At 61.9% G+C, this 26,870-nt stretch carries 25 protein-coding genes and 1 pseudogene; 9 read left to right on the top strand and 17 right to left on the bottom strand.

Translation table 11 applies throughout. From position 1 onward, the window contains the following. Window positions 1–18: 18 nt before the first annotated feature. From ahcY to FHK92_RS11775, 5 genes and pseudogenes are all read left to right on the top strand, one after another. Window positions 19–1,428 (top strand): adenosylhomocysteinase, encoded by a 1,410-nt coding sequence (ahcY, locus tag FHK92_RS11795; protein ID WP_181288224.1) that lies wholly within the window; start codon window positions 19–21, stop codon window positions 1,426–1,428. A gap of 191 nt (window positions 1,429–1,619) precedes the next feature. Continuing rightward, the gene (gene metF / locus FHK92_RS11790) at window positions 1,620–2,465 is read left to right on the top strand and encodes a methylenetetrahydrofolate reductase [NAD(P)H] (RefSeq protein ID WP_181288223.1); all 846 of its coding nucleotides are present in this window, start codon (window positions 1,620–1,622) and stop codon (window positions 2,463–2,465) included. A gap of 75 nt (window positions 2,466–2,540) precedes the next feature. Further along, window positions 2,541–3,623 (top strand): hypothetical protein, encoded by a 1,083-nt coding sequence (locus tag FHK92_RS11785; RefSeq protein WP_181288222.1) that lies wholly within the window; start codon window positions 2,541–2,543, stop codon window positions 3,621–3,623. Window positions 3,624–3,678: 55 nt separating this feature from the next. After that, a pseudogene (locus tag FHK92_RS11780) lies at window positions 3,679–4,487 on the top strand (substrate-binding periplasmic protein); the annotation flags it as partial. A 229-nt stretch (window positions 4,488–4,716) separates the two neighbouring features. Next, a complete protein-coding gene (locus FHK92_RS11775) occupies window positions 4,717–6,576 on the top strand; it encodes a DEAD/DEAH box helicase (protein ID WP_181288220.1) in 1,860 nt (619 codons plus the stop codon). A 247-nt stretch (window positions 6,577–6,823) separates the two neighbouring features. Here the strand turns inward: FHK92_RS11775 and FHK92_RS11770 are convergent, their stop codons facing one another. The 3 genes from FHK92_RS11770 to FHK92_RS11760 form a co-directional block, all read right to left on the bottom strand. Beyond that, window positions 6,824–7,420: a YceI family protein gene (locus FHK92_RS11770; RefSeq protein ID WP_181288219.1), complete on the bottom strand. Its 597-nt coding sequence runs from the start codon at window positions 7,418–7,420 to the stop codon at window positions 6,824–6,826. 32 nt (window positions 7,421–7,452) lie between these two features. Further along, window positions 7,453–8,004 (bottom strand): cytochrome b, encoded by a 552-nt coding sequence (locus tag FHK92_RS11765; protein WP_181288218.1) that lies wholly within the window; start codon window positions 8,002–8,004, stop codon window positions 7,453–7,455. A gap of 591 nt (window positions 8,005–8,595) precedes the next feature. Next, window positions 8,596–10,356, bottom strand: a complete 1,761-nt coding sequence (locus FHK92_RS11760; RefSeq protein WP_181288217.1) for a flavin monoamine oxidase family protein — start codon at window positions 10,354–10,356, stop codon at window positions 8,596–8,598. A gap of 247 nt (window positions 10,357–10,603) precedes the next feature. Here FHK92_RS11760 and FHK92_RS11755 point away from each other — a divergent pair, with 247 nt between their 5' ends. Both FHK92_RS11755 and FHK92_RS11750 read left to right on the top strand, forming a co-directional pair. Next, window positions 10,604–12,010: an adenosylmethionine--8-amino-7-oxononanoate transaminase gene (locus FHK92_RS11755; protein WP_181288216.1), complete on the top strand. Its 1,407-nt coding sequence runs from the start codon at window positions 10,604–10,606 to the stop codon at window positions 12,008–12,010. 228 nt (window positions 12,011–12,238) lie between these two features. Continuing rightward, window positions 12,239–12,958 carry a 16S rRNA (uracil(1498)-N(3))-methyltransferase gene (locus tag FHK92_RS11750; RefSeq protein WP_181288215.1) on the top strand — a complete coding sequence of 240 codons (720 nt, stop codon included), beginning with the start codon at window positions 12,239–12,241 and terminating at the stop codon, window positions 12,956–12,958. Between the two features lie 129 nt (window positions 12,959–13,087). Here FHK92_RS11750 and FHK92_RS11745 read toward each other — a convergent pair whose 3' ends face one another. Further along, entirely contained in the window at window positions 13,088–13,990 is a 903-nt protein-coding gene (locus FHK92_RS11745) for a transporter substrate-binding domain-containing protein (RefSeq protein WP_181288214.1), read from the bottom strand. A gap of 23 nt (window positions 13,991–14,013) precedes the next feature. Continuing rightward, on the bottom strand, window positions 14,014–15,255 hold the full coding sequence (locus FHK92_RS11740; protein WP_181288213.1) for a D-amino acid dehydrogenase: 1,242 nt from the start codon (window positions 15,253–15,255) through the stop codon (window positions 14,014–14,016). Between the two features lie 105 nt (window positions 15,256–15,360). Between FHK92_RS11740 and FHK92_RS11735 the strand changes: the two genes are divergently transcribed. Further along, window positions 15,361–16,284 carry a LysR family transcriptional regulator gene (locus FHK92_RS11735; protein ID WP_181288212.1) on the top strand — a complete coding sequence of 308 codons (924 nt, stop codon included), beginning with the start codon at window positions 15,361–15,363 and terminating at the stop codon, window positions 16,282–16,284. Here the strand turns inward: FHK92_RS11735 and trhA are convergent. Then, a complete protein-coding gene (gene trhA, locus FHK92_RS11730; protein WP_181288211.1) occupies window positions 16,272–16,889 on the bottom strand; it encodes a PAQR family membrane homeostasis protein TrhA in 618 nt (205 codons plus the stop codon). The genes FHK92_RS11735 and trhA overlap by 13 nt on opposite strands. A gap of 305 nt (window positions 16,890–17,194) precedes the next feature. Between trhA and FHK92_RS11725 the strand changes: the two genes are divergently transcribed. Further along, window positions 17,195–18,109, top strand: a complete 915-nt coding sequence (locus tag FHK92_RS11725) for a LysR family transcriptional regulator (protein ID WP_181288210.1) — start codon at window positions 17,195–17,197, stop codon at window positions 18,107–18,109. 112 nt (window positions 18,110–18,221) lie between these two features. On the opposite strand, the gene madM is transcribed toward FHK92_RS11725, so the two are convergent. The 11 genes from madM to FHK92_RS11670 form a co-directional block, all read right to left on the bottom strand. Further along, on the bottom strand, window positions 18,222–18,986 hold the full coding sequence (gene madM, locus FHK92_RS11720; protein WP_030137885.1) for a malonate transporter subunit MadM: 765 nt from the start codon (window positions 18,984–18,986) through the stop codon (window positions 18,222–18,224). 5 nt (window positions 18,987–18,991) lie between these two features. Next, on the bottom strand, window positions 18,992–19,384 hold the full coding sequence (madL, locus tag FHK92_RS11715; protein ID WP_030137886.1) for a malonate transporter subunit MadL: 393 nt from the start codon (window positions 19,382–19,384) through the stop codon (window positions 18,992–18,994). Window positions 19,385–19,450: 66 nt separating this feature from the next. After that, on the bottom strand, window positions 19,451–20,371 hold the full coding sequence (mdcH, locus tag FHK92_RS11710; protein ID WP_181288209.1) for a malonate decarboxylase subunit epsilon: 921 nt from the start codon (window positions 20,369–20,371) through the stop codon (window positions 19,451–19,453). Further along, a complete protein-coding gene (locus FHK92_RS11705) occupies window positions 20,368–20,991 on the bottom strand; it encodes a malonate decarboxylase holo-ACP synthase (RefSeq protein WP_181288208.1) in 624 nt (207 codons plus the stop codon). Before FHK92_RS11705 ends, mdcH begins: the two co-directional genes overlap by 4 nt. Next, window positions 20,985–21,788, bottom strand: coding sequence for a biotin-independent malonate decarboxylase subunit gamma (gene mdcE, locus FHK92_RS11700; protein WP_181288207.1), 804 nt, complete (start codon window positions 21,786–21,788; stop codon window positions 20,985–20,987). Before mdcE ends, FHK92_RS11705 begins: the two co-directional genes overlap by 7 nt. After that, a complete protein-coding gene (locus FHK92_RS11695) occupies window positions 21,785–22,636 on the bottom strand; it encodes a biotin-independent malonate decarboxylase subunit beta (RefSeq protein ID WP_181288206.1) in 852 nt (283 codons plus the stop codon). Before FHK92_RS11695 ends, mdcE begins: the two co-directional genes overlap by 4 nt. Continuing rightward, the gene (locus FHK92_RS11690) at window positions 22,629–22,928 is read right to left on the bottom strand and encodes a malonate decarboxylase subunit delta (protein ID WP_181288205.1); all 300 of its coding nucleotides are present in this window, start codon (window positions 22,926–22,928) and stop codon (window positions 22,629–22,631) included. The genes FHK92_RS11695 and FHK92_RS11690 overlap by 8 nt, the downstream gene beginning before the upstream one ends. Continuing rightward, a complete protein-coding gene (locus FHK92_RS11685) occupies window positions 22,928–23,803 on the bottom strand; it encodes a triphosphoribosyl-dephospho-CoA synthase (protein ID WP_181288204.1) in 876 nt (291 codons plus the stop codon). The genes FHK92_RS11690 and FHK92_RS11685 overlap by 1 nt, the downstream gene beginning before the upstream one ends. Beyond that, entirely contained in the window at window positions 23,804–25,474 is a 1,671-nt protein-coding gene (gene mdcA, locus FHK92_RS11680; RefSeq protein WP_181288203.1) for a malonate decarboxylase subunit alpha, read from the bottom strand. Window positions 25,475–25,700: 226 nt separating this feature from the next. Next, the gene (locus tag FHK92_RS11675) at window positions 25,701–26,126 is read right to left on the bottom strand and encodes a hypothetical protein (protein WP_181288202.1); all 426 of its coding nucleotides are present in this window, start codon (window positions 26,124–26,126) and stop codon (window positions 25,701–25,703) included. Beyond that, on the bottom strand, window positions 26,089–26,718 hold the full coding sequence (locus FHK92_RS11670; protein WP_181288201.1) for a nucleotidyltransferase domain-containing protein: 630 nt from the start codon (window positions 26,716–26,718) through the stop codon (window positions 26,089–26,091). Before FHK92_RS11670 ends, FHK92_RS11675 begins: the two co-directional genes overlap by 38 nt. Window positions 26,719–26,870: the final 152 nt, after the last annotated feature.

Raw genomic sequence — 26,870 nt, 5'->3', positions numbered from 1 at the left:
TACGAATGGAGGCTCTTCATGAGCGCTGTAATCACGCCTGCCGCTTTTACCGACTACAAAGTCGCCGACATGTCCCTGGCTGCCTGGGGCCGTCGCGAAATCATCATCGCCGAATCCGAAATGCCAGCCCTGATGGGCCTGCGTCGCAAGTACTCTGGCGAACAGCCATTGAAAGGCGCAAAAATCCTCGGCTGCATCCACATGACCATCCAGACCGCCGTGCTGATCGAAACCCTGGTTGCCCTGGGTGCCGAAGTGCGCTGGTCGTCCTGCAACATCTTCTCGACCCAGGACCAGGCCGCTGCCGCCATCGCCGCCGCCGGCGTCCCGGTGTTCGCCTGGAAAGGCGAGACCGAGCAAGAGTACGAGTGGTGCCTGGAGCAGACCATCCTCAAGGATGGCCAGCCATGGGACACCAACATGATCCTCGACGACGGCGGCGACCTGACCGAGCTGCTGCACAAGAAATACCCGGCCGTACTGGACAAGGTCCACGGCGTGACCGAAGAGACCACCACTGGCGTTCACCGCCTGCTGGACATGCTGGCCAAGGGCGAGCTGAAGATCCCGGCCATCAACGTCAACGACTCGGTGACCAAGAGCAAGAACGACAACAAGTACGGTTGCCGTCACAGCCTCAACGACGCCATCAAGCGCGGCACCGACCACCTGTTGTCGGGCAAGCAGGCGCTGGTGATCGGCTACGGTGACGTGGGCAAGGGTTCGGCCCAGTCGCTGCGTCAGGAAGGCATGATCGTCAAGGTCTCCGAAGTCGACCCGATCTGCGCCATGCAAGCCTGCATGGACGGCTTCGAGCTGGTTTCGCCGTTCGTCGACGGGATCAACGACGGCACCGAGGCCAGCATCGACAAGGCCCTGCTGGGCAAGATCGACCTGATCGTGACCACCACCGGCAACGTCAATGTCTGCGACGCCAACATGCTCAAGGCCCTGAAAAAGCGCGCCGTGGTCTGCAACATCGGCCACTTCGACAATGAAATCGACACTGCTTTCATGCGCAAGAACTGGGCATGGGAAGAAGTGAAGCCGCAGGTCCACAAGGTTCACCGCACCGGCGCTGGCAGCTTCGACCCGCAGAATGACGACTACCTGATCCTGCTGGCCGAAGGCCGCCTGGTTAACCTGGGCAACGCCACCGGTCACCCAAGCCGCATCATGGACGGTTCGTTCGCCAACCAGGTCCTGGCCCAGATCTTCCTGTTCGGCCAGAAATACGCCGACCTGTCGCCAGCCCAGAAAGCCGAGCGCCTGACCGTGGAAGTACTGCCGAAGAAACTCGACGAAGAAGTGGCCCTGGAAATGGTCCGCGGTTTCGGCGGCGTGGTCACCAAGCTGACCAAGCAACAGGCTGACTACATCGGCGTCACCGTCGAAGGCCCGTTCAAGCCGCACGCTTACCGCTACTGATCGGCGCTATTGCCTGCTCTCCCTGTGGGAGTGGGCTTTTTTGTGGGAGCGAGCTTGCTCGCGATGCAGACACCTCGATCCAGCTATCAGACCGAGGCGACACCAATCGCGAGCAAGCTCGCTCCCACACGAGTCCGCCTTCCAGGGGCTGCGCAGGCCTCTCCGGCCCATGAGTTTCCAAGGATATGACCATGTCCCAAGACCGTCGCTACAGCTTCGAGTTCTTCCCGACGAAGACCGATGCTGGGCATGAAAAGCTGATCGCCACTGCCCGTCAGTTGGCAAGCTACAACCCTGATTTTTTCTCCTGCACCTATGGCGCCGGCGGTTCGACCCGTGACCGTACGCTCAATACCGTGTTGCAGCTCGAAAGCGAAGTCAAAGTCCCGGCCGCACCGCACCTGTCCTGCGTGGGTGACAGCAAGGACGACCTGCGCAGCCTGCTGACCCAATACAAGGCCGCAGGGATCAAGCGCATCGTAGCCCTGCGCGGCGACCTGCCCTCGGGCATGGGCATGGCCAGCGGCGAGCTGCGCCACGCCAATGAACTGGTTGAGTTCATTCGCGAAGAAACCGGCGAGCACTTCCACATTGAAATCGCCGCCTATCCGGAGATGCATCCCCAGGCGCGCAATTTCGAAGACGATTTGCGCAACTTTGTGCGCAAGGCCAACGCCGGTGCCAGCAGCGCAATCACTCAGTACTTCTTCAACGCCGACAGCTATTTCTATTTTGTCGAACGCGTTCGCCAGATGGGCGTCGAGATTCCGGTAGTGCCGGGAATCATGCCAATCACCAACTACAGCAGACTCGCGCGCTTCTCTGACGCCTGCGGCGCGGAGATCCCCCGCTGGATCCGCAAACAACTGGAAGCCTATGGCGACGACACCGCCAGCATCCAACGCTTCGGGGAGCAGGTGATCACAGAAATGTGTGAGCGCTTGTTACAAGGTGGTGCGCCGGGCCTGCATTTCTATACCCTGAACCAGGCTGAGCCCAGCCTCGCGGTATGGAACAACTTAAAGTTACCGCGCTGAATGGCTTGATGCAGTGTTAAAAAAGCCCTGGAAACCAGGGCTTTTTTATAGGGATATCACAGAGGAATGCGACAGATGCCCAATGGCAGCAGGTCTACGACCCCACAACTTGTCTATCTGGTCTACGGGGCCGAAACCTATCACCAGGAAGCCGTGTTCAGCATTGCCAGCGCCCTGGCAGGCATGCGTGAAACTCCCGACGAATCGCTGGACATCCAAGTATTCACCGACAACCCCGCGCCTTACGACGGGCTGCCGGTTCGGCTACGCGCGCTGGACAACGAAACTCGCCAGGACTGGACAGCCCCTCATGGCTATCACTTCCGGGCCAAGCATGTCGTGATGCGCAAGGTACTTGAAGAGAATGAACGGGCACTGCTGATCGACACCGATACCTTCTTCCACTGCTCACCTCTGGAACTCTTTCGACGGATCCAGCCAGGAACACTGTTGTGCAACGCCATCGGCTTGAATTACGGCGCTAACAAGGACGCCGTGCTTTACGTGCTGTTGGGGCAGCTCCTGACACAGCGAGGCCTGGCGGATGATGAAATGCCGTCGCTGAACTCGGGCGTAATTGGTCTTTATGCGGCCGACGCGGCGATCCTCGACCAATCGATCAGTCTGATGGACGAGCTTTATCCGCTGGCCGAGGGAGCCTATACCTTGGAAGAGTTCTGTTTGTCGGTGGCAGCCTACCGCAGGGTGCAAGTGCGTGAATGTCCGGACCTGATCCATCATTACTGGAGCCGCAAACAGCTCTTTCGCGCCAAAACCAGAGCCTGGCTGGAAAAGCACCATGCCGCCCCCATTTGCCAATACGCCTTGGACGAAACACGGAAGGTCACCGCCGTCTTGCCTCGTCCACCCGCATTGCAGCGCCTGGCTTATAAACTGATCACTGTGGCGTTGCCCGGCCATAAACGCCAGTTCATGCGCGAAATCCTTTACGGCTGCTATCGCCACGCCAATCCCTTTGATCAGGCCTGCGCCCCGGTCTGGTGGGAAAAGGCGCTGGAGAACGTCGAACATCGGCTGGAAAAACCCTTGGAAGGCCACGAGCTCAAACGCTGGCTCAGCCATCCGCTGATTCGCCTGGTGCTAGGCAAGCGCCGCGAGGCCATTTATCGTCACTTGATGCAGGCCAAAGGCAACTAAGCCTTGAGCCAGAGCGCTCTAGCTATTTGACAGGCTCTCGTCGTAACCTCCGGTCATGCCTGTAATCGCCCGTTTAACGACACTTCTTCTCTTGTGCCTGAGCTTCGCTGCCCACGCCGAGAAGTTGCGCATTGTCACCGAACCCTGGGCACCCTATGTCTACGAGGAAAACGGTAAGATCCTCGGTTTGGATTATGAAACAACAGCGATCGTCTTCAAACGCCTGGGCATCGACGTCGAATGGCAACTACTGCCCTGGAAGCGCTGTCTGGCGATGCTGGAACAAGGCTTGGCGGACGGTGCGCTGGACATCTTTCACAGCGACGAGCGCGACGCCCTGTTGCTTTACCCCAGCGAACCGCTGTCGGACGTCGAGTTTGTGATGTTCTATGCCAACGCCCGGCCTCATCCATTTCGTTCGCTCGATGAACTCGATGGACTGACCGTGGGAACCTCCCCCGGTTATCTGTATAGCCAGGCTTTCAGGGAATCGTCCCGGTTCAAGCGGGAGACCGCGCCGACTCATGAAGCCAACTTCGGCAAATTGCAATTGGGTCGGATCGACCTGCTCATTACCGACCGCCGGGTGGGCCGGCATGTGCTCAAGGCGCTGCAGCTAGGCGACCAGCTCACAGAAAATCCTGTGGTCGTCAGCCGTCAAAGCCAATACCTGGCGGTACGACGCAAGGCCGGCATGGATTTGCTGGTGCAACGCTTCGGCGCTGAACTCAAGCGTTTCAAGCATGAGCCGGCCTACGCCGAGCTGAGTGCCCGATATGGCGCGGGGCCCACTGCCAGCGCTGGGCCACGCGACGCAGTCCCTCGCTGAAATACGCCGTTGAGCAGCAGGAAAGCGGCGCAAGGCGATTGCTCTGTTATACTCCGGCCTTCCCGCCAGGCTCACGCCCGGACGCCCGGTCTTGCAAAAGGCATCCCGACACCGCTACAGCGCAGCTTCCAGCCCGCGCGAGCCCTGTCCGGACCTGTCTTCCAGACCCGGCAGGACCGGACGGGATGAGGTCTCTGATCGACCCATTCGCGCCAGGCAAGACTATCCCATTGGGCCAGGCCCTCACTAAAAACAGGATTACTCATGTCCTTTGCTTCCCTCGGTCTCTCCGAGGCTTTAGTCGGCGCCATCGAAGCCGCCGGCTACACCCAGCCTACCCCGGTGCAACAGCGGGCCATCCCCGCCGTGTTGCAAGGTCGCGACCTGATGGTCGCCGCACAGACAGGTACGGGCAAGACCGGCGGTTTCGCCCTTCCCATCCTGGAACGGCTGTTCCCGAACGGTCACCCCGACAAATCCCAGCGTCATGGCCCGCGCCAACCGCGCGTACTGGTCCTGACGCCTACCCGCGAACTGGCGGCCCAGGTGCACGAGAGCTTCAAGGTCTACGCTCGCGACCTGAAATTCGTCAGTGCCTGCATTTTTGGCGGTGTCGGCATGAACCCGCAGGTCCAGGCCATGGCGCGCGGCGTCGATGTGCTGGTGGCCTGCCCCGGCCGCCTGCTGGACCTGGCTGGCCAGGGCAGCGTCGATCTGTCCCACGTGGAAATCCTCGTGCTGGACGAAGCCGACCGTATGCTCGACATGGGTTTCGTCCATGATGTGAAGAAAGTCCTGGCGCGCCTTCCAGCCAAGCGCCAGAACCTGCTGTTTTCGGCGACCTTCTCCAAAGACATCACCGACCTGGCCGGCAAGCTGTTGCACAACCCGGAACGCATCGAAGTCACGCCGCCGAACACCACGGTCGAGCGCATCGAACAGCGCGTGTTCCGTCTCCCAGCCAGCCACAAGCGTGCCCTGCTGGCGCATTTGATCACCACTGGCGCCTGGGAACAGGTCCTGGTGTTCACCCGCACCAAGCATGGCGCCAACCGCCTGGCCGAGTACCTGGACAAACATGGCCTGCCTGCCGTGGCGATCCACGGTAACAAGAGCCAGAACGCTCGCACCAAGGCCCTGGCCGACTTCAAGGCTGGCGAAGTGCGTATCCTGGTCGCCACCGACATCGCCGCCCGCGGCCTGGACATCGACCAGTTGCCTCACGTCGTCAACTTCGAGTTGCCGAACGTCGATGAGGACTATGTGCACCGCATCGGTCGTACCGGCCGGGCCGGTCGTTCGGGCGAAGCTATTTCCCTGGTCGCGCCGGACGAGGAAAAGCTGCTCAAGAGCATTGAGCGCATGACCAAGCAGAAGATTCCCGACGGCGACCTGATGGGCTTCGATGCCAGCACGATCGAGGCCGAGAAGCCTGAAGTGCGCGAGCGTCCGGACGTGCGCAACCCGCGTAACCCACGAGGCCCGCGTGGCGATGGCCCGAATGGCAGCGGTGGTGGTCGCAAGGACAAAGGCAAAGACAAGGGCAAGGAGAAGCCGGCCAGCAACGGTCGCGGCGAACGCCCGGCCCGTGAGCAGAAACCCCGCGAAGGATCCCCAGCCCGTGAGCAGCAGCGCCCGGCTCCTCGCGCCGCTGCCGATCGCGCCCCGGATGAATTCCTGGACGACGATATCGACAACTTTGGCAACCGCGTTGATTACGTGCCCCAGCAGAAACCAGCCGCAGGCCGCGGTCGCCGCCCAGGCGCCCCAGCACAAGGCGCAGGTTCAGGCGCGCCGCGCAGTGGCCAACCCCAAGGCCGCCAGAACGGACCGCGCAACAGCAACGGCTCGTCCACCGGCACCCCACCGGCCAAGCGCAACGGCCCGCGCAGCGGTGCACCTCGTGACGGCCAGGCCCGCCGCGAAGACTCTCGTCCAAAACGTCCCGCCCGTGGCGATGACCAGCCTCGCCAGGAACCCGCCGTGCAGAACCCGCGTGGCAACCAGCCGAAAATCATCCACAAGGAGTCGAAAACCGATCGTTTCCCGACGCCTGAACAGCTGGATCAATTGCCAAGCCGTCCGCGCGGCGAAAAACCGGCCTTGCTGACACGCAATCGCTGAGTTTTTCCAAGCCTTGAAAAAGCCCCTGGTCTCGCGACCCGGGGCATTTTTTTTGGCCCGACACAATTCCAAATGTGGGAGCGAGCTTGCTCGCGATGGCGGCAGTCCTGTCACATTAATGTTGGCTGATGCACCGCTACCGCGAGCAAGCTCGCTCCCACAGGGTCCTTTGTATCACCCGGAACCCGGTGCAATAAAAAACGCCCCTGGCCGCAAGACCAGGGGCGTTTTTTTGTCAGAACGAATGTTACTTCGCTTTGACACCTTCAAACGAGATGTACAGCTCCACGGCGTCGGATTGCGGACCCAGGTCCATCATTTTTCCGAAGTCGGACCGCTTGATGGTGGTGGTGCCCTCGAAGCCAGCACGGTAGCCGCCCCAAGGATCCTTGCCCTCGCCCAGGAATGTGGCCTTGACCACGATTGGCTTGGTGACACCGTGCAAGGTCAGATCACCCGTCACGTCGGCAGTGTCCTTGCCGTCAGCGTTTTTGCCGGTGGGCTTGACGCTGGTGGACACGAATTTGGCGTCAGCGTATTTGGCCACTTCCAGGAAGTCTTTGCTGGCGATGTGCTTGTCGCGCTCGGCGTGGTTAGTGAAGACACTGGCGGTGCGAACGTTGAACTCGATCTTGCTGGCTTCAGGCTTGGCGGCGTCGAAGCTGAACTTGCCGTCGATGTCCTTGAAGGTACCGGTGATGTAGCTATAGCCCAGGTGGCTGATCTTGAAATCAACGAAGGCGTGCTGGCCTTCCTTGTCGACTACGTAGTCGGCAGCCATGGCCTGGCCGGCGGACAGCAGGGCAGAACCGATTGCCAGGGCGGCGAGCGTCTTTTTCAACATGCTTTCTATTCCTTTGGAGTCGAGGTTGAACATCAGGCTTGGCGCCCCAGCATTCGCTTGAGGGTCGCGTCACGGTCGATAAAGTGGTGTTTCAATGCTGCCAACGCATGGAGGCCGGAAAAAATTACCAGCGCCCATGCCAGGTACAGGTGGATCTGCCCGGCGACGTCTGCCTGATCGGGCAGTCCGGACACCAGCGCGGGTACTTCAAACAGACCAAACACCGAGATCCCGACACCGTCTGCGGTGGAAATCAGGTAACCGGCGATCATCACGGCGAACAGCCCGAGATACAGCGCGCCATGGCCAAGCTTGGCGCCTACGCGAGTCAATCGCCCGTAGGTTTCCAGGGTCGGTGGCGGCGGACTGACGAAACGCCAGAGCACTCGCAGCACCATCACGGCCAACAGCACCAGGCCGATGCTCTTGTGCAGTTCCGGCGCGTCTTTGCGCCAGGCGCTGTAGTAATCCAGCCCGACCATCCACAGGCCCAGCGCAAACAACCCGTACACCGCCAGGGCAACGGCCCAGTGCGAAACGATGCTGACCCAGCCATAGCGAGAAGAAGAGTTGCGTAGCTGCATTGCTCATATCCTGTAAAAACTGTGACCAAGACTAGCGAGTTATCTATCGATTTAAAGCGGAAAATTTCGCTTTGAAATATCGAGAAATACGATCATCAGTCTGGGAGGGGTGCGTTAAGGAAAGATTAAAGCGGATGCGTTGCGGGGGGGCGAGGGGAAGCGGGTATAAATCCCGCAGGGGGGCTCATCGCGAGCAGGCTCGTTACCGCACCAAACCCGCGTGAGGCCTACAGCATCTGGGCGTTAATTATTGACGCATTCAGACCTGTAAGGATCTATGTCGCACCTATAAGCTAATTGGGGATCGTGTTTTTTAAGCGTAAAACGACCATTGGTACAGCCACCGACACCAAACACTATTAATACAATAAAAGCCGTTATCGATCTCATGTTCATAAGCGCTCCTGTTTTTCGAGGAGCCTAGACTGATGACGTGGGGCGTTCTATCGTCCGCGTCCGGTTAAACGGTGGGAAGTTTCCGAAATATCGGCTAAGCGTGTAGGACGTCAGTGCTTATATCGCAACGCAGGGTTCTGGATGAGCCTGAATAAAAAACGCGGCCCGTGGGCCGCGTTTTTTTACACCTGAACGTTACTGAGCCTTGGTTTCAGTCGCCGTCGCTGGTTTGGCCACCGGTTTCTTCGCCGGCTCAGCTTTTTTCACTGGAGCCTTGGCCGGGGCTTTTTTTGCCGGTGCCTTGGCGGCCGGTTTTTTCGCCGCAGGCTTGGCCGCCGCTTTCTTGGCCGGCTCGACTTTCGCCGGGGCTGGCGCGGGTGGTTCTACCGGGGCCGGCGCTGGAGCAGGTGCCGGCGCAGGGGCAGGAGGCGGAGCTACCGGTTCAGGGGCCTTGACCGGCTCCGGTTTCTTGTCGTCATCCGAGCCACCGAACAGGTTGCTGAAGAAGTTGCCCTTCTTCGCGGCCACTGCTCCAGCGGCAGCCGCTGCGGCCGGGGCGACCTTCGGCGGTTCGAAGGATTTGCCTGCGGCCAGGTCTTCAACCTGGCTGGCGGCACGTTGACCACTGCGCAGCGCGCCTTCCAGCGTGCCTGGGTACATGGCGTCGGTGTGTTCACCGGCAAAGGCTACGCGCTGCAAGGGCTTTTCCCACAGGCGCCAGTACTTGCTGATCTGACCCGGGCCGAACGCCAGGTACGCGCCGCCCATGGACGGGTCGGTGCTGTAGCGACGGATTTCATAACCGGTGAATGCACCGCGCGCCTGTGGATAAAACGCGTGCAGGCGGATCAACACCTGATCGACCATTTGTTTGTCGCCGAAGGCCTGCATCACCCGGGCATTGTCGCCGGACAGGTTGATGACCACGTTGGCGCCGCCCTTCATGGCCGGCTCGATCCACATCATGCCCAGGCCGGTGTTGCTATAGATCTCGCCCGACATGCGCGCCTTGCTGTCCCAGACCGGGGTCTTGAACTTGAGCATGATCTGGTCGCGCCAGCCGTAGTTGGTGCCTTTGATCGCGCCTTGGTGCTGGGCATCCAGGGCCGGGGTCAGCTGGATCTTGTTCAACGCCCGCAGTGGCACCGCGAGTACGACGTAGTCAGCCTGGTAGCCGACGCTGCCAACCTTGACGGTCACGCCGTCCTTGTCCTGGGAAATGGCCGAGACCGGGGAGCCGGTCTTGATGGTTTTCAGCTGCTTGACGAATGCCTGGGCCAACACCGGGCTGCCACCGAGCAGGCGCGAGGCGCGCAGGTCACGGTCGGACACGCCGCGATAGACGCGGTTCTGCTGGGCGAAATACAGCAGCGAGAGGCGCGATGGTTCGTCATAGCGCGTACGAATCTCCTGGTTGACCAATTGCCGCGCGGTGGCGGGCAGTTGCAGACGGTCGAGCCAGTTGGACACGGTGATCTGGTCGAGCGCATGCAACGTGCTGGTGGCCGCCGGATTCAGCGGATCGTCGATGGAGCACGCCAACTCATCCAGGGTGGTCTCGTAGCGCTTGAGCGCTTCGGCGGTGGCGGGCTGCTTGGTCGCCAGGTCGGCGGCGGTGAAATAAGTACCGTCGATCAGGTAACTCGGGGTACGCACGAATTCCGGTGCAGGGGTGGTACTCAGCTTGAACGTCGAAACGTATTTATTCAGCACTGGCTGGGTCTTTTCATTGCCGATCCACTCACTGGTGGCCATGCCCGAACGGCCGCCCAGGCTCGGCTTGGCTTCCAACAGGGTCACGGCCCAGCCCTTGTTCTGCAGCTCATAGGCGGCCGTCAGCCCGGCCAACCCACCGCCGATGACGATGGCCGTCGGTTGCTTGTCCTTGGCCAGCGCCGAAACGCTGAACAGCCCTATCATCACCAGCGCACAGGCGCGCAGCCAACCAGCAGACATTCAGCGAACTCCGGAATAAAGCGTAAGAATTTTCGATTTTTCGAGCCAGGCGGCTCTCGGTCTTTCGAGCCAGTCGGCTCAGGAACGGCGAAGAATACGTCAGCCATCAAAACGCCGCCAGCGACGTCTATCGCCTGGCTCAAAGTAGCAACAGCGACACAATGGGTTGTCCGCCGGGCCGCCATTGCATAGGCTTGCGCGATTGTTTTGCCCGCGCCCGCCGCGAGCCGCCTCGAGGAGACTGTACATGGGCCTGAATAACCAGTGGATGCAACGCGATCTCGCGGTGCTGTGGCACCCCTGCACCCAGATGAAAGATCACGAACAGCTACCGCTGATTCCTATCAAGCGCGGCGAAGGCGTGTGGCTGGAAGACTTCGAAGGCAAGCGCTACCTCGACGCGGTGAGCTCCTGGTGGGTCAACGTGTTCGGCCACGCCAACCCGCGCATCAACCAGCGCATCAAGGATCAGGTCGATCAGCTGGAGCATGTGATCCTCGCCGGCTTCAGCCATCAGCCGGTGATCGAGCTGTCCGAGCGCCTGGTGAAGATGACGCCGGATGGCCTGACCCGGTGCTTCTACGCCGATAACGGCTCGTCCTGCATCGAAGTAGCGATGAAGATGAGCTTTCATTACTGGATCAATCGCGGCCAGCCCAATAAGAAGCGCTTCGTCACCCTGAGCAACAGCTACCACGGCGAAACCATTGCGGCGATGTCGGTGGGCGACGTGCCGTTGTTCACCGAAACCTACAAGGCGTTGTTGCTGGATACGATCAAGGTGCCGAGCCCCGACTGCTATCACCGCCCCGAAGGCATGGGCTGGGAAGAGCATTCGCGAAACATGTTCATGGCCATGGAGCAGACCCTCGCCGAACATCACGACAGCGTCGCCGCCGTGATCGTCGAGCCACTGATCCAGGGCGCCGGCGGCATGCGCATGTATCACCCGGTTTACCTGAAGCTGCTGCGCGAGGCTTGCGACCGCTATGGCGTGCACCTGATCCACGATGAAATCGCCGTCGGCTTCGGCCGCACCGGGACGATGTTCGCCTGTGAACAGGCCGGTATCACACCGGATTTCCTTTGCCTGTCCAAGGCGTTGACCGGTGGCTACCTGCCGCTGGCGGCGTGCATGACCACCGATGAGGTGTACAGCGCGTTCTACGATGACTACCCGACCCTGCGCGCCTTCCTCCATTCCCACAGCTACACCGGCAACCCGCTGGCCTGCGCGGCGGCCTTGGCGACGCTGGACATCTTCGAAGAAGACAACGTCATCGAAACCAACAAGGCCCTGGCCCAACGCATGGCGAGCGCCACCGCGCACCTGGTCGATCACCCGAACGTGGCCGAAGTGCGCCAGACCGGCATGGTGCTGGCCATCGAGATGGTCAGGGACAAAGCCAGCAAAACCGCGTATCCGTGGCAGGAACGCCGTGGCTTGGCGGTGTTCCAGCATGCCCTGGAGCGTGGCGCGTTGTTGCGGCCGCTGGGCAGCGTGGTGTATTTCCTGCCGCCGTATGTCATCACTCCAGAGCAGATCGATTTCCTGGCTGAGGTGGCCAGCGAAGGCATCGACATCGCCACCCGGGACAAGGTCAGCGTGGCGGTGCCGAAGGACTTCCACCCGGGCTATCGCGATCCGGGCTGACGACAAATTTCTCTGTGGCGAGGGAGCTTGCTCCCGCTCGATTGCGCAGCAATCGCAAACAATGGGGCCACCCGGGCTGGACTCTGTAGGAGCTGGCGAAGCCTGCGATCTTTTGATCTTTTACTTGGGACTCAGGCGCCAGGGGAAAGATCGCAGCCTCGTTTCACTCGGCAGCTCCTACAGCTCCTATACAGCTCCTACATTTTTAACTTTTCCAGAGATTTTGGCATGAGACTGTCCCGCTTCTTCATCGACACCCCCCTGAGCCTCGGCGATCACGAATTGCCCGAAGCCCAGGCCCACTACATCGGCCGGGTGCTGCGCATGGCCGAGGGCGATGCGGTGCAGGTGTTCGACGGCTCTGGCCAAGAGTTTCGCGGCACCCTGGCCGAGGTCGGCAAGAAACGCGTGCGCGTGCAGCTCGACGAGCAATTTGGCGGACAGCCTGAATCACCGTTGCGCATCCACCTCGGCCAGGGCCTGTCCCGGGGCGAGCGCATGGATTGGGCGATCCAGAAGGCCACTGAGCTTGGGGTCAGCGAGATCACGCCGATCTTCACCGAGCGCTGCGAAGTACGTCTCAAGGACGAGCGCGCCGACAAACGCTTACTGCATTGGCGCCAGGTGGCGATCAGCGCCTGTGAGCAATGTGGGCGCTCCACCGTGCCGGTGATCCATCCGCCACTGTTGCTGGCCGACTGGTTGAAGCAGGCCGAGGCCGAATTGAAACTGGTGCTCCACCCGGTGGCCGATCCACTGGTCAGCCATGCCAAGCCGTCGTCCCTGGCGTTCCTGATCGGCCCCGAGGGCGGATTGTCGGATGCCGAAGTCGAGCAGGCCAAGACCGCCGGCTACCACGCCGCCCGCCTCGGCCCCCGCGTGCTGCGCACCGAAACCGCGCCAGTGGTGGCGTTGGCGGTGGCGCAGCAGTTGTGGGGGGATTTCTGAAGCCGAATGTAGATCCCTGTGGGAGCGAGCTTGCTCGCGATGGCGGTGGGCCAGTCAACATCGATGCTGACTGATCCGGCGCTATCGCGAGCAAGCTCGCTCCCACAAGGGCTCACCGGCACATGACAGCTACTGCACCGGCTCACTCGTCGGCTTGGCAATGATCGCCTTCAACTCGCTGGTCATCGGGAATTCCAGGTTCAGGCCCTTGGGCGGGATCGGTTGTTGGAACCAGCGCTCATAGATCGCGTTGATTTCTCCTGATTTGTAAAGGTCCGCCAAGGTCGCGTTGACCAGTGCGAGGAATTGCGGATCATCCTTGCGCACCATGCAGCTGTAGATTTCCCGCGACTGTTCTTCCCCGACCACCACCCATTTGTGCGGGTCGCGAGCCTTGGCCCGTTCGCCGTAGAGCAGTGCGTCGTCCATATAGAACGCCGCCGCGCGCCCTGTTTCCAGCATCTGGAAGGCTTCGCCGTGGTCCTTGGCGCTGATGACGAACATGTCGACTTTGTTGTCCTGGTTGTAGCTTTTCAGGAACCGCTCATTGGTGGTGCCGGCAGTGGTCACCACGTTTTTGCCGCGCAGGTCGGCGAAGCTGTGGATGCCGCTGTCCTTGGCCGTCAACAGTTGGCCCTTCACGTAGATGAAACCGTAGGAAAACGCCACTTGCTTTTGCCGCTCGGCGGTCACGCCGGTGGACCCGCATTCCAGGTCCACAGTGCCGTTCTGTACCAGCGGGATGCGGGTCTGGGACGTCACCAGGTTGTACTTCACGTTCAGCTCCGGCAATGCCAGTTGTTGCTGGATGCGCGCGACAATCTTGCTTGCCAACTCAACGGAGTAGCCCATCGGCTTGCCGCTGTTGTCCGCAATATAGGAAAACGGCACCGAGGCGTCGCGATAGCCCAGGGTGATGCTCTTGCTGCTGGCGATTTTGTCCAGCGTGCCGGCCGGCGGCGCTTCATTGGCGAATGCCTGGGCGCTCAGCAGCAGGCTCAGGGTGCAGCCGATCAACGTGATTTTTTGCATTGTTATTCTCCGTTGCGGGTGGGTCAGGCGGCGCGGGGCGCGAGGCCTCGCATGTCGATGGAAGTGGGTCGCTGGCAAATCAGTTCGCTGAGCAGGCGGCCGCTGCCGCATGCCAGGGTAAAGCCCAAGGCGCCATGGCCCAGGTTGAGCCACAGGTTGCGATAGCCGGTGGCGCCAATCAACGGCACGCCGCTGGGCGTGGCCGGACGCATGCCCGCCCACTCGACGGCGTTCTGGTAATCCCCGGCCAGCGGGAAGGTTTCCATAGCCTGGCGACGGATCAGGGCCAGGCGCCTGGGGTCCGGTGCCGGATCAAAACCGACGATGTCCACCATCGCCGCCACTCGCAGTTGTTCGCCGATGCGAGCGTAGACGACCTTGCGGTCATAGTCGGTGATGCTCAGCTCCGGCGCGCGATGTCGCGCCTCGATCGGTACCGTCAGGCTGTAGCCCTTGAGGGGATACAGGGGCAATCGCACCCCGGGCAATGCGAGCGCCGCGCTGCGATGGCCGGCGGCGATCACCAAGGCGTCCACGTCCAGACGATCTGCGCCCAGGTCGATTGCCTGCACCGTGCCGTTGACATGATGGATCGCGGTCACCGCACGACCTAGCAAAAACTCACAGCGCCCCGAAGCCCGCAGCCGCGCCGCCAATTGCAGGCAGAAAGCATGGCAGTCGGCGGCCTCCTCGTCCGGCGTATAGATCCCGCCCACGAACGGCACGTCGGCCAACGCAGGTTCCAGGCTCGCGCATTCCGCAGGGCCAAGTACTTGTTGATGACCCAGGTCAGTCACTCGCCGGCGTGCATGCTCGAAGTGGCTGGCATTTCGAAACGTCACCAATTTTCCGTTGCGCCGCCAGTCGAAGCCGTCGAGATGATCGTCTTCGCGCCAAGTCTGCAATGTCGCCTGGCTCAACAGCGCCAGGCGCAACAGGTGCTCACCGTTGCGGCGGTTGACCGAGGTCCGGCACGCGGCGACAAACGACGCCATCCAGCGCCACTGGGCCGGGTCGAGGCGCGGGCGCAACTTCAGAGGCGAATCCGCGCGCAACATCCAACCCAAGGCCTGCCAGGGCACCCCGGCATCCGCCAGCGGCGCGACGTAGCGATAGGACAATTGGCCGCCATTGGCGAAGCTGGTTTCGCTGCCCAACGCCTCTCGCGCTTCGACGAGCGTGACGTCGATGCCTTCGCGGACCAGCGCATAAGCCGTCGCCAACCCGATCACGCCGCCACCGATGATGCAAACCCGCTGAGCCATGTCCGTCTCACACCTGTTTCGAATGGCCCAAGGTTAGGATCGGATGACAGCGTTCGAACAATGAATAAAGATGGGCCTCCTATAAACAAAGGTTATGGGCTCGCCATGCGCCTTCGTCATATCGAGATTTTCCAGGCCATCCGCCAGACCGGCTCCATCAGCGGCGCCGCGCAGTTGTTGCATGTCTCCCAGCCGGCCGTGACCAAGGTGTTGCAGCATGCCGAGCAGCAATTGGGCTTTGCACTGTTCCTGCGGGTACGTGGCAAGCTGCAGGCCACGCCCGAGGCGCTGGAGCTGGAGCGTGAAGTCGACAAGGTCAGCGAAAGCCTGCAGGGCGTGCGGCGCCTGGCCCAGAGCCTGCGCCGCGAGCCGGGGCACAGCCTGCGGATCGGCGCCACGCCAGCCTTGGCCTTGTCGTTGATGCCAGCGGCGATCCATCAATGGACCCGGCGCTACCCGGACATCGTCTGCGAGTTATCCAGCGCCCACAGCCGCGAACTGATGCAAAACCTGCTGATGCGCGAAATCGACGTCGCCCTGACCTTGCAACCGCCCGATCACCCCGGCCTCAAGGCCCAGCCCCTGGCCAGCGGCGTGTTGGTGGCCCTGGCACCCAGCGGCCATTGGCCCGAGGCAGCGATCGGCACGCCCATGCCGTTGCAGGCCCTGGCCGACGCGCCGTTGATCGGCCTGTCCAGCACCGACCCGCTATCGGCCAGGCTGGACGGTTACCTCAAGTCGGTGGAACCGCCGCCACGGGTCAGCATTTCCGTGCAGACGTATTCACTGGCCCGGGCCATGGTCGAATCCGGCGCCGGGCTGGCGGTGATCGACCCGTTCACGGCGCTGGGTGCTTCGAGCAGCCGCACGGCCATCCGGCCCTTGTCGCCACCGCTACCGATTTCCCTTTACGCCGTGACCCGGGCCAACGAGGCCCCGGCCCATACAATGGCTGCCCTGCTGGAGATTTTTGCCAGCCAGGCCCAGGCGCAATTGGATCGTCTGTTTGCGAGTGCTCAAAGCACGTAGAACAGAATCGCCACGAAATGCAGCAGGCTGCCGGCAATGACGAACAAGTGCCAGATACCATGGGAATGGCGCAACCGGTGGTCGAGGGCGAAAAAGATAATGCCAACGGTGTACAACACGCCGCCCGAGGCCAGCCAGGCAAACCCGGCGCTGCCCAACGCCGCCAGCAACGGCTTGACCGCCACCAGCACGATCCAGCCCATCACCGCATAAATAACGATCGACAGGATCCGTGCTTCGGAGCGTGGCTTGATTTCCTGGAGGATGCCGATCACGGCCAGCCCCCAGACAATTCCGAACAAGGTCCAGCCCCACGGCCCGCGCAGGGTCACCAGGCAGAACGGCGTGTAGCTGCCGGCGATCAGCAGATAGATCGAAAAATGATCGACCTTCTGCATGATCTCTTTCTTGCGCCCGCGCACGCTGTGGTAAACCGTCGAGGCGCTGTACAACACCAGCAAGGTGAACCCGTAGATCGCCACGCTGACGATCTTCCATGGATCGCCGGCCATCCCGGCAATCACCAGCAACCACACCGCGCCGATAAACGCCGCGACTGCCCCCACCAGGTGCGTCCAGGCGTTGAGTCGTTCCCCGTGATACATCCAATCCCACCCCATATTCCGAAACTGGCGCCAAGGCTCAGGCCTGGCGCTTCAAAGTGCAATGAATTGCCTTTTAAACCTGCAGACATACCTTGTGGCGAGGGGATTTATCCCCGCTGGGCTGCGAAGCGGCCCCAATACACCTGAATGCGATCAGCCTGACACCCCGAGGAGACAGGGCTTGGGGCTGCTGCGCAGCCCAGCGGGGCGGTGCGACGTGTCGCTAAATCCCCTCGCCACAGATTAACCCTCTAAAAAGGGTCGATTGGGGCACAATCAGCCCATACGAACAAGAGCCCGCCCCCATGCTGATCGACGAAGAATTGACCCTGAAGAAACTCGAGGTGTTCCAGGCTTTCATGCGCACCGGCAACCTCGCGCGGGCGGCGGCCGAGTTGCAAACCAGCAACGTCAGCGTACACCGAGCCATTCATTCCCTGGAGAGCGCCCTGCGCTGCCCGTTGTTCAAGCATGAGGGCCGCAACCTCACGCCCTTGGAAAGCGCCTATGTGTTGGAAGAGCGCGCGCAGAAACTGATCCAGGACGTGATCGAAAGCGTGCGCCTGACCCGCGAGGCGGCTGGTTTTTCTGCCGAGCGCTTCAAGCTTGGCTCGCTGTACTCGCTGACGGTCAAGACCGTGCCGCAGCTGATCATGGGCCTTAAGATCCGCCGCAGCGAACTCAATATCGACTTGATCATGGGTTCGAACATCGACCTGTTGTACAAGCTCAAGAACATGGAAGTCGACGCGATCCTGGTGTCGCTGGACGACAGCGTCAACGACCCGGACTGCGAACAGATCCAGCTGTTTTCCGATGACATCTTTCTTGCCACGCCGGCCGACTCACCCTTCGCCCAACGCAGCGAAGTGGACCTGGCCGAAGTGCGCGACGAAACCTTCATCACCCTGACCCAGGGCTTCGCCACGCACCAGGACGGCAATCGGGTGTTCAGGCAGGCGGGGTTCGAGCCGAAGGTGGCGATGCAGGTGAACGATATCTTTACCCTGCTGAGCATGGTCAGCTCCGGGGTGGGTTATGCCCTGCTGCCGGGCAGGATTGCGGCGGTGTATGAAAACCGGGTGAAACTGATCCCGTTGCAGGAAAAGTACCGGTTGCAGCAGCACATCGGCGTGGTGTTCCTGAAGGCCAAGGAGCGTGATCCGAACCTGCTGGCGTTGTTGGCGGAGTGCCGGATGTATGCCAATCGCCAGGTTTGAAACCGAGTCGCGCCCTTCGCGAGCAGGCTCGCTCCCACAGGGGACATGCGGTCAACTGTGGGAGCGAGCTTGCTCGCGATGGCGCCAGTTCACTCAATGAAGAGCCTAAGCCCTACCCCATCAACCCTCGCATGATCAAAAACAACAACGAAGGCCCGAGCAGGCACCCAAGCGCCGTATAGAACGCCGCCGTCAGGCAACCATAAGGCACCAGCTTCGGATCGGTCGCCGCCAACCCACCGGCCACGCCGCTGGAGGTGCCCATCAACCCGCCGAAGATCACCGCGCTGCGCGGGTTGTTGAGACCGATGAATGGCGCCACGAACGGCGTCGCCACCATCACCAGGATCGCCTTGATCAGCCCCGCGGCAATGGACAGCGCCATCACCTCGGAGCTGGCGCCAATCGCCGCCCCGGTCACCGGCCCGACGATATAAGTCACCGCCCCGGCGCCGATGGTGGTCAGGCTCACCGAATCGGTATAACCGAAAGCCATCGCCACGCCGACGCCGGCAATGAATGAAGTCCCGACTCCGACGAACAAGGCCAGCACGCCCACGAAACCGGCGCGCTTGAGTTCTTCGATACTGACGCCGAACGCCGTGGCGACGATGGCGAAGTCCCGCAGCATCGCACCACCCAGCAAGCCAATACCGGACAGCAACGGAATGTCCACCACGCCCTTCTGCCCACCGGTCATGGCCCCGCCGATGTACGAGAGCACAAGCCCCAGCAGAATCGCGATGGCCGAACCGTGCAGGCGACCTTTGGTGAACGTATTGCTGATCCAGTAGGACACCCACATCGTGATGCCGACGATGGCGAAACCGCTGATCAGGCCGTAGCCGGTGATGACTTTCATCATGGATTCGTACATGGCGGTCACCCTACCGTTTTCACGGACACGTTGGATTGAGGGTCCTTGTTGCCGATGCGCACCAGCACCGGCACCAACGCAAAGGCAATCACCACCGCCAGCGTTCCGGCCAGGATCGCCATCGGCCCGCCCTTCAATGCGCCATAAACGTTTTGCTGCGCCGCCATCGCCACCACGATCGGGATATAGATGGCGCTCCAGAATTCCACGCCGGCTTCGGATTTACCCTTGAACAGGCCGCGCTTGCTCAGGTAGCTGCCCAGGCCGATCAACAGCAGCATCGCAATGCCGACGCCGCCGACGTTGGCCGGCACGCCAATCAGTTTGCCCAGTAGCTCGCCGATGAAAATACCCGCCAGGGTACAAAAGGCCAGAAACGCCACACCGTAGATAATCATTGTCGTAGTCCTCAAAATGCATCGTCGAAGTTGTTGTTTTTGTGCTTCGCCAGCTTGAGTCGGTGTCTAGGGTTGGCGGTGTCCCTCCTCATGCAGCAGCGCTTGCAGCGTGTCGAGCCGCGCGCCGTCAAACGCCATGACGGTGCCTTGCTCGAACACCCGGCGCGCCAGCCCGGTCAACACCGCGCCGGGCGGCAATTCGATTTGCAGGCGCACGCCACGCTCATAGGCGCTCTGCACCGTGCCGCGCCAATCGACGACCCGGCACATGTTGAACGCGAGATCGTCGCGCAACGCATCGGCCTTGATCACCGGGCGGGCGCGGCTACCGCTGAGATAGCCCAGGGTCGGCGCCTTCAACGATACGTTGGCGAATGCCTCGGACAATGTCCGCGCCGGTGCCTCCAGCAACGGGCAATGGGACGGCACGCTGACCGCCAACCGGCAGGCCTTGCCAGCGCCTTGCCGCCGGGCCTTCTCGGCGACGAGGCCCATGGCTTCGTCGCTGCCGGCAATAACCACTTGGTTATCGCCATTGATATTGGCCAGGTACACCGGCGTTGTTCCACTGTGCACCTGGGCCAGCAAGGTTTCCACGGCGGCGAGGTCCAGGCCGATGATCGCCGTCATGCCGTAGCCTTGCGGGTAGGCCTGCTGCATCAGTTCGCCGCGCAGGCTGACCAATCGCAGCGCATCGGCAAAGTCCAGCGCACCGGCCACGACCGCCGCCGGATACGCGCCGATGGACAGTCCCGCCACGTAATCCGGTGCGGGGGCCTGCTCCAGCAGCCGACGAGCCGCCGCCACGCCGGCGATCAGCAGGCATAGCTGCACGGCGCGGGTCGATTGCAACGCCTCGGCGCTGTCCAATCGCAAGACATCTTCGCCCAGCACATCCCCCGCCTCATCGAGGATCAGCGGCGCCAACCCATGGAGCATGCCCATGCGCTGCGCACCCTGGCCGGGAAAGACGAAGAGGCTGCTCACGCGACCTGCTCCAGTGAGGATTGCCAAGGGTCGTTCACCAGGCGTGCCTGGGTATCATCCTTGAGCAAGACCCGCCGCGACGAACCCGCCCATTCGCGCAGGGCGATAGCGCCGCAAGGCGTTTGCAATTGCATGTCCACGGCACAGGCCGAAGCATCCAGCAGCGCGAGCAATTCCTTGGCCTGGAGACGATTCAACCGATGGGGTGTGCGCAGGATCAGATCCAAGTCGCTGCGCTCATGCAGTGCCTCGACGCCCGTGGCCAGTTCGAACCCGGCGCTGCCGCTCACGCCCCAGGTCCAGCCATAGGCATCGAGCAAGGGTCGAAGCTGCGCCAAGGCTATCAATGCCGGCAGGTCACGATGGGATTCGACATGACAAAGGTCTTCCGGACGCACTCGGCGCTGGATCGTCGCCACTGGCATCGACGCGGCGTAGCGCTGCTCCCGGGCGCGGCCACGCAGGCCCACCGCGACGTGCCCTGGCGAGGACAACGCGCGGCGCACCACCACCGGTTGCCCGAGGTCGAGCGACTCGATCGCCCAGCCCGGCGCATCCGCAGGTAACTGCATGGCAGTCATCCCCCAGAGCAGGTCATGGGCCAGGAACGTGCTCACCACTGCGCCCTCAACAATTGACGCACGTGGCTGGAAGCGGCGCGATGGGTCGCCCCCAGACGTCCGCCGAGATCCCGAGGTGCATCGGCCACATCGTTGATTGCTTGTTGCAGGCAATCAATGACCCGGGCCAGATCCGCCGCCGTCGGCTGCTCGATCTGTTCCACCGACAAGATTTCCCAGAGCAGCCCCAGGCTGGCGTAGCTGTCGATGTCATACGCCATCGGCGGCACGCTGGCGGCCAGGGCTTCGAGTTCTTCGACACTGCGCAGGGTCACTCGCGCCGCCGAGGCCTTGCCCATGGCGTGGACCATCACGCCCGGGTCGCGCAGGGCGATCAACCGGTTGGCCTGGTAGCCGTGGGCCAGGAACGCGCCGGACATCGCCTTGCCCACCAGCAAGCCAATCACTGGATGCCCGGCCAATCGGGCGCGAGCATAACTGTCCGCCGCGCCGGCCAGCGCCTGATGAATCCCGAGGGCTTCTTCGCGACGGCCATAAGCCTGGCTCGGCACATCGACGATGGCGATCAGCGCACGTTTACGCGGCGCATTGCGGTCGGCTTCGATGGCATCGTCCACCGCTTTGGCTAGCCCCCAACCTTCGAGCAAACCCACCTCGCCGTTGCGCGCCCGAGGGAAACGGTTGTCGGGATCGGCCACCACGGCGAGCAGGCGCGCGGCTTGTTCGCCCAGCTGGACATCGGCGACTTTCAGCGAAGCCGGCAAACCAGCCAACGGCTCGGCACCGCCACTCAAGGCCTCGAACCAGCGCAAGCCTCTCAACGAATAGGCACTCATGGGCGTTCTCCCTGATACAGCTGGCGAACCGCTGCCGGTTCGATTTGCACGTCGGTGTTCAAGCGCGCCAGGCGCTGGAGGAAAAACTCGGCCTGACCGCTGCGGTGTTCGTTGGGCACACCCAGGTGCAACAGCTCACTGACCTGCCGGCGAATCTGCGCGACGTCGTCGGCAGCGTATCGGTCCACCAGCCCGGTGGCGTAACGCTGCTCGCCGCCGGTCAGGCTCCAGATGAACGGCCGGTCGCGGGAGTCGTATTCGTCGATCCCGGCTTCCTGCTCGATCACCTGCGGGCCATTCAGCCCCAATCGCGCCTCCTGGGTCACCAGCAGATAACTGCACAACCCGGCGGCGATAGACATACCGCCAAAACAGCCGACGCTGCCGGCCACCACGCCGACCACCGGCTGGAACTGGCGCAGGTCGACAATCGCCGAGTGAATCTCGGCAATCGCTGCGAGCCCGAGGTTGGCCTCCTGCAACCGTACGCCACCGGTTTCCAGCAGCAGCACGGCACGGGTCGGAATGCCTTTGCGGTTGTCTTCGGCGGCCAGCTCCAATGCTCCGGCGATTTTTGCCCCGCCGACTTCACCGAGGCTGCCTCCCTGGAACGCGCCTTCGATGGCAGCCACGACAACCGGCAAACCGTCGAGGTTGCCCTTGGCGATCACCACACCGTCGTCGCTCTGCGGCACCACACCCTGGCGCAGCAGCCACGGCGACATGATGCGCTGAAAGGGGTCGAGCAATTCGCGGAACGTCCCGTCATCGAGCAAAGCCTGGGCCCGTTGCCGGGCGCCGAGCTCGACGAAGCTGTGCTTGTTGAGCAGCGCTGCGCTGTCAGTCATGGCCGATCTCCTCGAAACCTTGCTCCAGGCGCAGGCGCACCACGCCGGGCGTGGCGCCGAAATCATGGATGTCGATACTCATCGCCGGGGGCGTCTGGCCGTCGAACATACGGGTGAACAAATGCTCCCAGCGTTGCTCGCTGCCGTTGACCGAGGTCTGTACCTGGATGGTCAATTTGCCAGCCAACCCCGGTTCGATCAGCACTTCCAGGTCCCCCGAGCCGACGCAGCCCACCAGCGCACGGCCCCGTGGCGGCTGCCCGGCGGGGAATTCAAAGGATAAGGTTTCCATCAGCAAGCTCCTGGGAAGAGGCCATCGCCGCGTTCGATACGGTCGAGAAACAGGCAGGCGGCGAGCAAGTCGGCAGCGCCGCCGGGCGAGGCGTTCAAGGCAATCAATTGTTGGTCCAGCGCATGCAACTGGCGGCGCCCGCCGAGGCTGGCGCTACCACCGGCGTCGAGCACCGCTTTGGCGCCGTGCTGCATGGCCTGCAAACCGGCTTCGCCAGCGCGGTAGAGCACGCAGGTGTCGGCCAGGGTGGTCATGATTGCCAGCAAGGCATCGAGCCGGGCGTTCTGTTCGCCCGCACCCGCCGCGCGACTGCGCTTGAGTTGCGGCAGGCCCAGGCCGGTCACTGCCGGGAATGCCAGTTGCGCTTCCTCCCGGGCTCCGCGCACGCCGTAGCGTTGGGCGACCTGGACGCCGTGGCTCAAGGGTTGGGGCGCATAACGGTCGTTGAGCAAGGCCAGTCGGGCGGCACGCAGAGTGACGGCGCCCGGGACGTTGGATTCAGGTTCCAGCGCCGCCGCCGCGACCAACAGGCCCAAGGCCCAGATCGCGCCACGATGCGTATTCACACCGCCGGTGGTGGTAAGCATCGAGGTTTCACCGTCACGACCGATGCGGCCGAGGGCTTCGCGAAGCGGAAGGCCGATTTCGCCACAGTCGAGGGCCGCCTCGGCCATTTCCTTGAAGGCCGGCCACAATGACAACGCCGAAGCGTGCATCAGGCCCAGGTACAAATCGGTATGGGCGCCGCTGCCACGACGGTCCACCAGGGCCGGCTTGGGCGAGAGGTCGGCTTCGTCGATCAGCGCGTCCACGGCAATATCCGCCAGGCGCTCGGCCAAGGAGAGTTTTTTCGGTTGCAGGTTGAAGGCGTGCATTTACCAGCTCCTGAACTTGGCGGGCGGGTTGTAGAGGCCACCGGACCATTCCACCAGGTCAGCCACGCTCTTGGCCGCGAGCAGTTCGCGGGTGGCGTCGGTGCGGCGGATACCGAGGTCTTCGGGCAAGGCGATCAGCCCTTCGCGGCGCATGCGCGCGGTGTCTTTCGGGTCATGGCGCAAGCCGATAGCCGTCACCCCGGCCACAGCGGCGATCATTGCCTGGCGCTCTTCGAGAGAGCGGGCCTTGTACAGGTAGGCGATGCCTTCTTCGGTGAGCAAATGAGTGACGTCGTCGCCGTAGATCATGATCGGCGCCAGGGGCATGCCGGCTTTCTTCGCCACGTCCACCGCATCGAGTGTGTCGACGAAGGTCGGTTTGCCGCCTTCCTGGAACGTCTCGACCATCTGCACCACCAGCTTCTTGCCGCGTTCGAGCAACGGCACCTCACCGTCGCCGTGGCGCATGTCGAGCCAGGCCGGAGTGCCGTGGCGGCGGCCGCGCGGGTCGTGGCCCATGTTCGGCGCACCGCCAAAACCGGCGAGTCGGCCACGGGTCACGGTGGAGGAATGACCGTCGCCGTCCACTTGCAGGGTGGCGCCGATGAACAGGTCCACCGCGTACTGCCCGGCCAGTTGGCAGACCATGCGATTGGAGCGCAGCGAGCCGTCGTGGCCGGTGAAAAATACATCAGGCCGAGCGGCGATGTAATTTTCCATGCCCAGCTCAGTACCGAAGCAATGCACGCTTTCGACCCAGCCGCTTTCGATGGCGGGTATGAGCGTCGGGTGCGGGTTGAGGGTCCAGTTGCGGCAGATCTTGCCCTTCAGGCCGAGGGATTCGCCGTAGGTCGGCAGGATCAATTCGATGGCGGCGGTGTTGAAACCGATGCCGTGATTGAGTGACTGGACGTTGTGTTTCTCGTAAATCCCGCGGATCGCCATCATCGCCATCAGCACGTGCACAGGCTTGATGTGGCGCGGATCGCGGGTGAACAGCGGCTCGATGTAGAACGGCTTGTCCGCCACCACTACGAAATCCACCCAGGACGCCGGGATGTCCACACGAGGCAGGTCGCTGACGTCGTCCACCAGCTGATTGACCTGGACGATGACGATGCCATCGCTGAACGCCGCCGGTTCGATCAGTGCGGGCGTGTCCTCGGTACTCGGGCCGGTGTAGATATTGCCGGCGCGGTCGGCCATGAAACCGGCCGAGAGCACGACATTGGGGATCAAATCCACTACCAGTCGGGCGTAGAGTTCGATGTAGGTGTGGATCGCGCCGATTTCCAGCAGGCCGTCTTCCAGCAACTGGCTGATGCGCAGGCTCTGGGTGCCGGCAAAGGAAAAATCCAGCTTGCGGGCAATGCCGCGTTCAAACAGGTCCAGGTGCTCGGAACGGCCGACGCTGGGCATGATCATGTGTAGGTCGTGCAGCTTTGAAGGATCGGCCTTGGCCAGGGAGCGGGAAAGGAAATCCGCCTGCTTCTGGTTATTGCCCTCCAGCACCACACGGTCGCCGGGCAGGATCAAGGCCTCCAGCGCCGCAACGATGTTATCGGTGGGCAACACCACACCATCGGCAAGGCCCTTGACCAACGCCAGGCGCCGCTGCTTTTCGCTGCGCCGCCGCGTCCATCGCGAGTCGGGGGATATTGTTGTTGTCATGACCACTCCACGGGTTCGCTGTCGTGGGGCTTACCTTAGGAGTGTTGTGGCGAGGGCATCAATCAAGCCCGATGGCGGATCGTTACGGTGGGAGTAATGGTTGGGTGCGGTAGCAATGGGCAGTGCTTTTGTGGCGAGGGAGCTTGCTCCCGCTCGGCTGCGCAGCAGTCGTCGCTTTTGGGGCCGCTTCGCGACCCAGCGGGAGCAAGCTCCCTCGCCACGGATGTCAGCTCTGGACCATCAATTGCCGGACCCGTCCGAGCAATTCCTCAGCACTTTCAACCAGCTGGGTAAGGAGCGCATCGTCTTCATCCATATAGCCTTCGTACTCGGCAAGGTTGCGCCGCTCATGGCACAACGCGAATAACCGGACCTGTACTTTGCTGACGTCCGCCGTGTGAATGAGGCATTGGAAGACCAGATAACGCTTGTCCGACCGATACCCCTTCAAGCGCAGCGCCGTGAGCGCTAACGCATGGGCCGCGTTGTAGGCCAGGTCGAACCGGCTGGCGAAAGACAGGGAAGTGGTTTGAGCATCCCTCAAGCGGTCCACGGCTGAACGCATCAGGCCCTCACACTCCCGGCGATCTGGTGGCTCGGCTTTCAAGCCGCCGCTACGTAACAGATTCTCCAGGTTCTCTTGCTTGCCCATCCTTGGCTCCCAAAGGGTTTTCACCCAGCAAATTGATTTTGTCCTGTTGCACTACCCGCACCACAAAACTATTACCTGCGGCGAATTTAGCGGCCCAGTCCTGGGGCGTGTAGAGCGTAGGGTTGAGGGGGCGGCCCAATCGTTCTTCCAGAGGTATGAGCTGTTCCATGACTTCACTGTAGTGCAGCCCTTCGCCGATCAGCATGAGGTCTATGTCACTGGATGTGTTCGCCTGGCCCTTGGCAATGGAACCATAGACGAATGCCCAGCGCAGTCGCTCTGAAAAAGGCTCCAATGCCTGGCGCAACGGTTCGGCGATGCCGATGGTTTTTTGCACGATGCCCAACAACTCAGCGTAAATCGGACAATCGGGGTTGGCTTGATAATGGGTTTGATTGCCCAGGCGAGTCATTATCAGCACGCCTGAGCGTTGCAGGCGCTCGAGCTCACGCATGAGGCTGCCTTTGCCTATTTGAGCCCAGCGAGCAATTTCATTGGTGTAGAAACTTTGGTCGGGCTTGCTGAATAACAAGCCCAAGACACGCTGCTGAGTGGTGGTGAACAAAGCATCACCAAGAGAGAGAGGGTTCATGGAAACAGCCAAAAGTCCCAAAAAAGGAACGATAGGTCCCTTATTGGGACCTTGCAAGCCTTGCTTTTCACAGGTCCCATAAAGGGACCCATAAGTCCCTTTTTGGGACCGTGTTACGGTTATTTAGGCGGGATCAAGCTCGCTCTCATAGC

Source organism: Pseudomonas brassicacearum subsp. neoaurantiaca, from assembly GCF_013608025.1.
Lineage (GTDB): Bacteria > Pseudomonadota > Gammaproteobacteria > Pseudomonadales > Pseudomonadaceae > Aquipseudomonas.
This window is presented reverse-complemented; position numbering and strand designations above follow the sequence as displayed.

Coding starts and splice junctions, on each gene's coding strand:
- FHK92_RS11735 (WP_181288212.1), top strand. CDS start 15,361: ATGCGCCTTCGTCATATCGAGATTTTCCAGGCCATCCGCCAGACCGGC.
- FHK92_RS11740 (WP_181288213.1), bottom strand. CDS start 15,255: ATGGCTCAGCGGGTTTGCATCATCGGTGGCGGCGTGATCGGGTTGGCG.
- FHK92_RS11765 (WP_181288218.1), bottom strand. CDS start 8,004: ATGCAGCTACGCAACTCTTCTTCTCGCTATGGCTGGGTCAGCATCGTT.
- FHK92_RS11695 (WP_181288206.1), bottom strand. CDS start 22,636: ATGACTGACAGCGCAGCGCTGCTCAACAAGCACAGCTTCGTCGAGCTC.
- metF (WP_181288223.1), top strand. CDS start 1,620: ATGTCCCAAGACCGTCGCTACAGCTTCGAGTTCTTCCCGACGAAGACC.
- madM (WP_030137885.1), bottom strand. CDS start 18,986: ATGTACGAATCCATGATGAAAGTCATCACCGGCTACGGCCTGATCAGC.
- FHK92_RS11745 (WP_181288214.1), bottom strand. CDS start 13,990: ATGCAAAAAATCACGTTGATCGGCTGCACCCTGAGCCTGCTGCTGAGC.
- trhA (WP_181288211.1), bottom strand. CDS start 16,889: ATGTATCACGGGGAACGACTCAACGCCTGGACGCACCTGGTGGGGGCA.
- FHK92_RS11770 (WP_181288219.1), bottom strand. CDS start 7,420: ATGTTGAAAAAGACGCTCGCCGCCCTGGCAATCGGTTCTGCCCTGCTG.
- FHK92_RS11755 (WP_181288216.1), top strand. CDS start 10,604: ATGGGCCTGAATAACCAGTGGATGCAACGCGATCTCGCGGTGCTGTGG.
- FHK92_RS11750 (WP_181288215.1), top strand. CDS start 12,239: ATGAGACTGTCCCGCTTCTTCATCGACACCCCCCTGAGCCTCGGCGAT.
- FHK92_RS11670 (WP_181288201.1), bottom strand. CDS start 26,718: ATGAACCCTCTCTCTCTTGGTGATGCTTTGTTCACCACCACTCAGCAG.
- FHK92_RS11760 (WP_181288217.1), bottom strand. CDS start 10,356: ATGTCTGCTGGTTGGCTGCGCGCCTGTGCGCTGGTGATGATAGGGCTG.
- ahcY (WP_181288224.1), top strand. CDS start 19: ATGAGCGCTGTAATCACGCCTGCCGCTTTTACCGACTACAAAGTCGCC.
- FHK92_RS11725 (WP_181288210.1), top strand. CDS start 17,195: ATGCTGATCGACGAAGAATTGACCCTGAAGAAACTCGAGGTGTTCCAG.
- FHK92_RS11675 (WP_181288202.1), bottom strand. CDS start 26,126: ATGGGCAAGCAAGAGAACCTGGAGAATCTGTTACGTAGCGGCGGCTTG.
- FHK92_RS11775 (WP_181288220.1), top strand. CDS start 4,717: ATGTCCTTTGCTTCCCTCGGTCTCTCCGAGGCTTTAGTCGGCGCCATC.
- FHK92_RS11690 (WP_181288205.1), bottom strand. CDS start 22,928: ATGGAAACCTTATCCTTTGAATTCCCCGCCGGGCAGCCGCCACGGGGC.
- FHK92_RS11685 (WP_181288204.1), bottom strand. CDS start 23,803: ATGCACGCCTTCAACCTGCAACCGAAAAAACTCTCCTTGGCCGAGCGC.
- mdcE (WP_181288207.1), bottom strand. CDS start 21,788: ATGAGTGCCTATTCGTTGAGAGGCTTGCGCTGGTTCGAGGCCTTGAGT.
- madL (WP_030137886.1), bottom strand. CDS start 19,384: ATGATTATCTACGGTGTGGCGTTTCTGGCCTTTTGTACCCTGGCGGGT.
- FHK92_RS11785 (WP_181288222.1), top strand. CDS start 2,541: ATGCCCAATGGCAGCAGGTCTACGACCCCACAACTTGTCTATCTGGTC.
- mdcA (WP_181288203.1), bottom strand. CDS start 25,474: ATGACAACAACAATATCCCCCGACTCGCGATGGACGCGGCGGCGCAGC.